The organism is uncultured Campylobacter sp., assembly GCF_937949835.1.
Lineage (GTDB): Bacteria > Campylobacterota > Campylobacteria > Campylobacterales > Campylobacteraceae > Campylobacter_B.
On record NZ_CALEDC010000068.1, the window covers coordinates 1 to 6,955 of the forward strand.

Annotated in this window: 8 protein-coding genes; 6 read left to right on the forward strand and 2 right to left on the reverse strand. The window is 47.2% G+C overall.

The genetic code is table 11. The annotated features are described in order from the left end of the window. Positions 1–457 precede the first annotated feature (457 nt). Entirely contained in the window at positions 458–841 is a 384-nt protein-coding gene (locus Q0256_RS01530; protein ID WP_297959479.1) for a DUF4878 domain-containing protein, read from the forward strand. Further along, a complete protein-coding gene (locus tag Q0256_RS01535; protein ID WP_297959481.1) occupies positions 823–1,434 on the forward strand; it encodes a YiiX/YebB-like N1pC/P60 family cysteine hydrolase in 612 nt (203 codons plus the stop codon). The genes Q0256_RS01530 and Q0256_RS01535 overlap by 19 nt, the downstream gene beginning before the upstream one ends. A 392-nt stretch (positions 1,435–1,826) precedes the next feature. Here the strand turns inward: Q0256_RS01535 and nusA are convergent, their stop codons facing one another. Continuing rightward, positions 1,827–2,954 carry a transcription termination factor NusA gene (nusA, locus tag Q0256_RS01540; RefSeq protein ID WP_291935561.1) on the reverse strand — a complete coding sequence of 376 codons (1,128 nt, stop codon included), beginning with the start codon at positions 2,952–2,954 and terminating at the stop codon, positions 1,827–1,829. Positions 2,955–3,112: 158 nt separating this feature from the next. On the opposite strand from nusA, the gene Q0256_RS01545 reads away from it, so the two are divergent. The 4 genes from Q0256_RS01545 to Q0256_RS01560 are packed head-to-tail and all read left to right on the forward strand — an operon-like array spanning position 3,113 to position 6,083. Continuing rightward, a complete protein-coding gene (locus Q0256_RS01545) occupies positions 3,113–3,355 on the forward strand; it encodes an HP0268 family nuclease (protein WP_005870077.1) in 243 nt (80 codons plus the stop codon). Beyond that, positions 3,352–4,647, forward strand: coding sequence for a tRNA (N6-isopentenyl adenosine(37)-C2)-methylthiotransferase MiaB (miaB, locus tag Q0256_RS01550; protein WP_297959484.1), 1,296 nt, complete (start codon positions 3,352–3,354; stop codon positions 4,645–4,647). The genes Q0256_RS01545 and miaB overlap by 4 nt, the downstream gene beginning before the upstream one ends. Continuing rightward, entirely contained in the window at positions 4,628–5,281 is a 654-nt protein-coding gene (locus tag Q0256_RS01555; protein ID WP_297959486.1) for a lysophospholipid acyltransferase family protein, read from the forward strand. The genes miaB and Q0256_RS01555 overlap by 20 nt, the downstream gene beginning before the upstream one ends. A 46-nt stretch (positions 5,282–5,327) precedes the next feature. Beyond that, on the forward strand, positions 5,328–6,083 hold the full coding sequence (locus tag Q0256_RS01560; RefSeq protein WP_297959488.1) for a hypothetical protein: 756 nt from the start codon (positions 5,328–5,330) through the stop codon (positions 6,081–6,083). A gap of 232 nt (positions 6,084–6,315) precedes the next feature. Here Q0256_RS01560 and Q0256_RS01565 read toward each other — a convergent pair. After that, on the reverse strand, positions 6,316–6,955 hold a 640-nt coding region (locus Q0256_RS01565; protein ID WP_297959490.1), incomplete at its 5' end, for a metallophosphoesterase.

The window sequence follows — 6,955 nt, forward strand, 5'->3', positions numbered from 1 at the left end:
CCTTTAGAAAAATTACTAGATTATAGCTCTATTCGGATAAAATTTTCTTATAATTTCGCGCACAGTGCCAAAAAACAAAATCGCAAGCGATCGATCCGGCGGAGGCGACATTTAAATTTTAAAATTTTAGCCGCGAAATACGGCTAAATTTCAGTTCCGACAAGCAAAGCTCGCCTCACGCGCTACCGAATGAGTTTGGGTGCCGTTTGAGCGGTGTGCCGCAAGACACGGTGCGCAGAAGCCGCGATAAAATTTCGCTTCGGCAAGATAAAATTTTACCGAGGCAAGATGAGCTTTTCTTTGAATGAAAAATTCTATTTTAATTCAGCAAAAGCACGACCGAATGCGCCTTTCGCAAATCCAAACGCGATATAAATTCCCCCGAGCAGAAAGATCTGAATTTAAAAAATATTTATCGTTTGTATATAAAATCTCAAAATTTCTACGAGGAGAGTTTATGAAAAAATTTCTACTCGCGCTAATTGCGATATTTGTTTTAGCGGGCTGCGGCAGCGACCCGAAAGGCGTGGCCGAGGACTTCGTCAGAGCCCTATACGAGGGCGACTCCAATACTTTGGTTGATATCATCGACATACCCGATAAGGACAGATCGGACGACGGCTCTATGCAGATGATAAACGGCAAACTGATGCAAATGGCGGGTGCCGGCAAGGAGGAAGCCTCCAAGCGTGACGGGCTAAAGAGCGTCTCGGGCGAGCTGCAAAATAGCGACGAGAAATCGGCGCTCGTGAAAGTCGTCGTGTCTTTTAAAAACGGCACGAACCGCACCGAGAGCGTTAAACTCGTCAAAAAAGACGGCAAATGGAAGGTTGCGCTTTAGCCAAAAAGCTTCTCGTCTGCCTGATCTTTGCCCTAGGCGGGCTTGGCGAGATTTGGATGCTCACGCGCGCATCTGCCGCAAAAGAGCCGCTACGGGTACCGGATGAAATTTTATCAAACCTACGCACGGGCGATCTCGTCTTTCGCATGGGCGACGTCACCGACAGCCGCATAATCGCGACTGCGACGGATTTTAAATACTCGCACGTAGGCATGATCGTGCGCGAGCGCCCGCTTTTGGTAGTGCACGCGGTAACGGGCGAGGGCGAGCAAGACGGCGTCGCGACCGTTTCGATGCGCGAGTTCTTGGCGCATGCGCGAGACTTCGGTGCGGTGCGGATGAAATTTTTAAGCGAAGAACAAAAGGCGCGCCTCGCCGCTTCTTTACTTAGGCGCGTCGGCGAGAGTTTTACGTTAAGACCTCGCGGCGAGGCGAACCTCTACTGCACGACGCTGCTTGAGCAGGAAATTTCAAAAATAACGGAATTTTCGCCGCAGTATTTCGAACTCAACCTAGCTGTCCTAGGCGGCGAATACCTCGCGCCGAAAGCGTTTTGGCATTACGGCGGCGTTGAAATTTTATACGAGCGGTAGGCGCGACCTAACTTGGAGCAGAATTTTGCGCGCCGTGTAAATTTAAAATATCGCGTCAATTCAAATCCGCGCATGAATAAAATTTGATCTTAAAATTCTGCGCCGTAAATTTTTGGTCAAAATTTGTTTTGACGCTAAATTTTAAAATTCCGCGCTCGATAAAATTTTATATTAGAATTCCGCAGAGCGTCAAATTTACAAATTTCGCTAGCTACCGAATTCGCAAAATTACCGCTCGCTTCAGATTCTACACATTCTACACGCAAAACAAAATTCCGCCTTGCTGCAGAATTTTCAAAACACGAAATTTACAATTCGTAAAATCCCAAAAGAATAGAATTTTATAAAAAGCGTAACTTACAAAATTTCAAAAAGCAAAGTGCGCTTCGCCTCTACAGCTCGCCGAAAAGCGCTTCGAGATTTTTAAGACCTTCTTCCTTGGAGACCTTTTTCTCGCTCGCTGAGCCGGTTTCGATAAGCTCGATCTCGCAGCCGCACAGCATCGAGGCGAGGCGGATATTTAGACCGTTTTTGCCGATCGCTTTGCTTTTTTGATCGGGGTTTACATAGACGATCGCCTTGCCGTCCTGCGTTATTTTGACCGAGTTTACGATCGCGGGCGCCATCGCGCGAGTGATCAAAATTTCGGGACTTGCGGAGTATTCAAACGCGTCGATACTCTCTCCGCCGCTTCCGTCTTGCAAATTTTTGCTTAAAAATCTACTCACCGCATCGATTCGCGCGCCTCCTTTGCCGACGGTGGCGCCTACCGGATCGACATTTGGCGAGACGGCGCTAAGTGCGATCTTGGCGCGCCTGCCTGGAATCCTAGCGCAGGCTTGGATGATGACGCTGCCGTCTTTGATCTCAGGGACTTCGGCGGCGAGCAGGGCTTCTAGGAATTTCGGGCTGGTGCGCGAAAGCTCCAGCCTGATGCCGTGAGATTTGTCGATGGCTACGTTTTTGATGACGGCTTGCAGCACGTCGCCCACTTTGAAATTTTCACCCTTGATGCGATTTTTTTGCGGCATGAAAGCCTTCGTATCTTCGATCTCTACGTAGGTCGTGCCGTCGTGATCGATCTTGGTGACCGTGCCGTGGGTGAGGGTGCCTACCTTGCTTTTATAGTTTTCAAAAATTTTCTCTTCAAGCAACCTTTGGATGTGAAAATTTAGCTCTCTAGCCAGCACGCCGGAAGCCGTGCGACCGAGGTTTTCGATATTTATTTCGTAGCTTAGCTCATCGCCGATCTCTGCGTTTTCGCCTATTTTTTTGGCTTCGCTCAGCGCGATGAAGTTGTGATCGCCGAGCCGCTCATCATCGTCTGCTACGACGTGAACCTTTTGGTAAAGCTTGACGCGCTTGGTTTGCGGATCGACTTCGCTGTCGTAGAGATACTCCTCGCCGAAAAGTCTTTTTGCGGTCTGGATGAACGCCGTTTTGACGCGCTCTTTGACGTCCGCGGGCTCAAGCCCCTTTTCATTTGCAATCGACTCGATGATGTCGGTGATTTTTTCCATAAATTTTCCTTAAGATTTGATTTCGTGCTACTAAATTTGGATTTTAAATTTTGAAGTGCGGTATTATATGGAATTTTGACTTTATTTTTATTTAAACGAATTATTATCTAAATTTCGCTAAACTCGCGGGTTTAAAAAGATAAATGAAAGGATAGATCATGCAGCTAAAACTTGCCAGAACGGAGCTTGCCTCTAAGCCAAAAAGCGTTAAGATCGAGGATTTGCAAGCCCAAGTAGAAAAGAGCGGACAAAAAATATTTTATCTGGATAGAGAAAATTCTCAAAAAGATTTAGCCGCTTTGGTGGATTTTTTCGACACTAAGGGTTTTAGCGTGTATCAGCGCATAGTGCGATACGGGCTGAACGAAAATGAGTATATGTACGAGGTGCATATCCTTTGAGTAAACTCCTCTTCATCCAGACCCTAGGTTGCGCGATGAACGTGCGCGATAGTGAGCATATTATCGCGCAGCTAAAAGAGCAAGATTACGAGATTACCGACGACGTAAATATTGCGGATCTGATCTTAATAAACACATGCTCCGTGCGCGAAAAGCCCGTGCATAAGCTCTTCAGCGAGATCGGAGCTTTTGATAAAGCTAGAAAAAAGGGCTCCAAAATCGGCGTTTGCGGCTGCACCGCAAGTCATCTGGGCGGAGAGATTTTTAAGCGCGCGCCTTTTGTGGATTTCGTGCTCGGCGCTAGAAACGTATCTAAAATTTCGCAAGCCGTACGTACGCCTAAATTTATCAGCACAGACATAAATTACGACGAGAGCGAGTTTGCCTTCGGCGATTTTGCGAGCTCGCCATATAAATCCTTCATAAACATAATGATCGGCTGCGACAAAAAGTGCTCCTACTGCATCGTGCCGCAGACTAGAGGCGATGAAATTTCAATCCCAGCTCAAATTATCTTGCGCGAGGCCGAGAGATCCGCAGCTCGCGGCGCCAAAGAGATATTTTTGCTCGGCCAAAACGTCAATAATTACGGCAAGCGCTTTTCTAGCGCGCACGAAAAAATCGACTTCAGCGACCTGCTCATGCGGCTTAGCGAGATAGAGGGCATCGAGCGCATCCGCTTTACTAGCCCGCATCCGCTGCATATGGACGATAAATTTCTAGACGTTTTTTGCAATAATCCTAAAATTTGCAAATCGATGCATATGCCCTTGCAAAGCGGCTCCAGCAAGGTTTTGCGCGATATGAAGCGCGGATATACCAAGCAGTGGTATCTGGATCGCGCGCTTAAACTGCGCCAAAGCTGTCCGGGCGTGGCGATTAGCACCGACATCATCGTGGGCTATCCGAGCGAGAGCGAGGAGGATTTTGCCGAGACGATGGAAGTATTAAAGGCGGTGAGATTTGAGCAGATTTTTTCCTTTAAATTTAGCCCGCGACCGCTCACGCCGGCAGCAAATTTAAAGCCGCTGGATGATGAAATTTCAAGCGAAAGGCTAAGCAGGCTACAAAGCGCTCACGCTAAAATTTTAGACGAGATCGCAGGAGCGCAAAAAGATAAAATTTTCGACGTGTATTTCGAGGAGCTGCGAGAGAGCGGCACTGCGTGCGGTAGAAGCTTTTCAAATTTTTTAATCTGCGCGCAAGGCGGCGAGGAGCTACTAGGCAAAACGCGCAGAGTGCGTGTCGAAAAGACCGCCAGAATGGCGCTTTATGGAAAAGTTATCGCTTAAAAAGCGGCTGTTTTTCCGCATCGCCGAATATCTCATTTTTATCCTGATTTGGTGTATTTTTTTAACGTGCAGGGTTAAATTTACCCCCACGAAGCTGCCAGAAAAGCCCTGCGTCGTTGTGTTTTGGCATGGAAGATTAGCGATGATGAGCTTTGCGTATAGGCGCTGGTGGCTGCGGGATTTCGGCAGCAAGAGGCGTGCCAGGGTCATCATCTCGGATCACAAAGACGGCGAGATAATTACGCGCGTTATCTCGCATTTCGGTATCGGCGCGATCCGCGGCAGTAGCTTTAAGGGCGGCGCGCGAGCCCTTATGGGTGCGATCAAAGAGATAAAAAATGGCACCGACGTCATCATCACTCCCGACGGTCCGCGCGGTCCGCTTCACAGCGTCGCCGACGGTGCCGTGATCCTTGCGCAGCGGCTAAACTTAGACATTTACGCGCTAAATTATGAAGCAAGCAGTTTTTGGAAATTTCGCAGCTGGGACCAGATGGTCTTGCCAAAGCCTTTTTCGCGTATAAATTACAGCCTCAGCGCGCCGCTAAATTTAACCGGGCTTAGCCTCGATGCGGGCAAAGATGCGATCAGGCAACTGCTTTTTGCAAGCGCCGAGCAGGACGCTAAATTTTAGTTTGAAATAATAGTGTTTCGGTATAATTGCAATTTTAGGAGAAAAAATGGCACTATTTAAAGCAAAATCATTCCTCGGCGTCGCTAAAAGTGCCGACGCATGCCAGTTTTTTTATAGAAAATTGGGCTTTGGCAAAAGAATTTTGGATGAGAAATCCGATCGTTTTCCCATCGCGCAAGAAAACGATCTGGCTACCTCGCTGGCGGGCTTTGCGGATCTGAGTGATAAAAATTTAATCTCTTGCGTGCTGATAGACGACGAAAATCAAAGAGTGCATTTTAACGAAGATTATATGATTAAAGAAAATAGCATTTATCAAAAAGTCGATGATAGCTTCATCGTGGAATTTCCTCGCGCAAGTGCACAGGCGGCGGATGAGACTTTTGGAATAGAATTTAGCTCGCACGCTAGTTTATTTAAAATTTTATACTTCTTGCTAAAAAATCAAAGCGATTTTGAAAACATGGCGATGTTCGCGCTGAAATTTAATAACCGCGCGTGTTTTGTCGTCGCCAACCAAGAGCGCGTGCTCTACGCCGACATAATGCGCATCGATGAGGAGATGCAGGCGGCGATGAGCGATACTGACGAGCTATTTTACGAGCTTTTAAATTTTCAGATCGAGACCTTCTATAAATCCGAAAATAGCGAGTTTCTCACTAATGTTTTCATCTACTCCGACGGCACGCTTAGTAACGAGATCGGTTATGTGATTTTCACGCGCATCTTCATCAAAACAAATCTGATAAATCTAAATTTCGCCGATTACATCAACAAAATCGCGATGCTGGAAGCCCGCTAGATCAAATTTTTCGCTCTGGCACCTAGGCAGAATTTGAAAATTTTATCTTTGCAGTATTGCGTTTGCTTGATACGATTTGGTTACTCGTTCGCGGTTGCGTTTTGTTAAATTTATCTCGCGTTACATAATGAAATTTTGACTAGATAAAATCATCCGTATTTAAACGACTTGCTTTTAAATTTAAGCTTTTTTGCCGCAAAGAGCCCGTCTTGCGCCGTAAATTTTGTCTTTTTCACGAATCCCGATTAATTTTGCGTAAAAAATTTTCTATCAAAGCCCGCCTTTGCTCCACATCGTCGTTCTCGCTAATGCCCTCTAGCTCGCTTGCGTGATGGGCCTTGGGCGGGATATCTTTCAGATACGACCATACCTCGTCTTCGCTTAAAATTTTGCCGTGCAGATCAAAGCCCACGTTTAGCGCCCTGCCCGAAACTTCGGCCATATCTGCGTGCAGGTGACCGTAGAGCATCAGCGCGCCATAATGGCAGTTTGCCCACTCGATCATCGGGTAGTGAGACAGAGCCGCTCTCTTATGCGATAGGCGCACAAAGGCGTAGCCCACGATCTGCTCAAACATAAAATTACCGTCCGCCTTGTGCTGGCTTAACAGCTCGTTTTTCATCGCAGCGATGCGCCCGTCGTGGTTACCGAGCACCAAAAAATGTCGCCCGTTTAGTCTGCGAAGTAACTCGCAAGTGTGCGCAAAATCCTTGTGAAAGGAGACGTCGCCGAGATTATAGACGAGATCCTCGGGCGTAACGAGCGCATTCCAAGCAGCGATGAGATTTTCATCCATCTCGGCTACATTCGCGCCTTTTCTAAAATTCGGGTATTTTTTCAGCACCAGCTCGTGACCGAAGTGCAGATCGGAG

Excerpts from the sequence above, each read along its gene's own strand:
- Q0256_RS01530 (WP_297959479.1), top strand. The coding sequence starts at position 458 with ATGAAAAAATTTCTACTCGCGCTAATTGCGATATTTGTTTTAGCGGGC.
- Q0256_RS01535 (WP_297959481.1), top strand. The coding sequence starts at position 823 with ATGGAAGGTTGCGCTTTAGCCAAAAAGCTTCTCGTCTGCCTGATCTTT.
- nusA (WP_291935561.1), bottom strand. The coding sequence starts at position 2,954 with ATGGAAAAAATCACCGACATCATCGAGTCGATTGCAAATGAAAAGGGG.
- Q0256_RS01545 (WP_005870077.1), top strand. The coding sequence starts at position 3,113 with ATGCAGCTAAAACTTGCCAGAACGGAGCTTGCCTCTAAGCCAAAAAGC.
- Q0256_RS01555 (WP_297959486.1), top strand. The coding sequence starts at position 4,628 with ATGGAAAAGTTATCGCTTAAAAAGCGGCTGTTTTTCCGCATCGCCGAA.
- Q0256_RS01560 (WP_297959488.1), top strand. The coding sequence starts at position 5,328 with ATGGCACTATTTAAAGCAAAATCATTCCTCGGCGTCGCTAAAAGTGCC.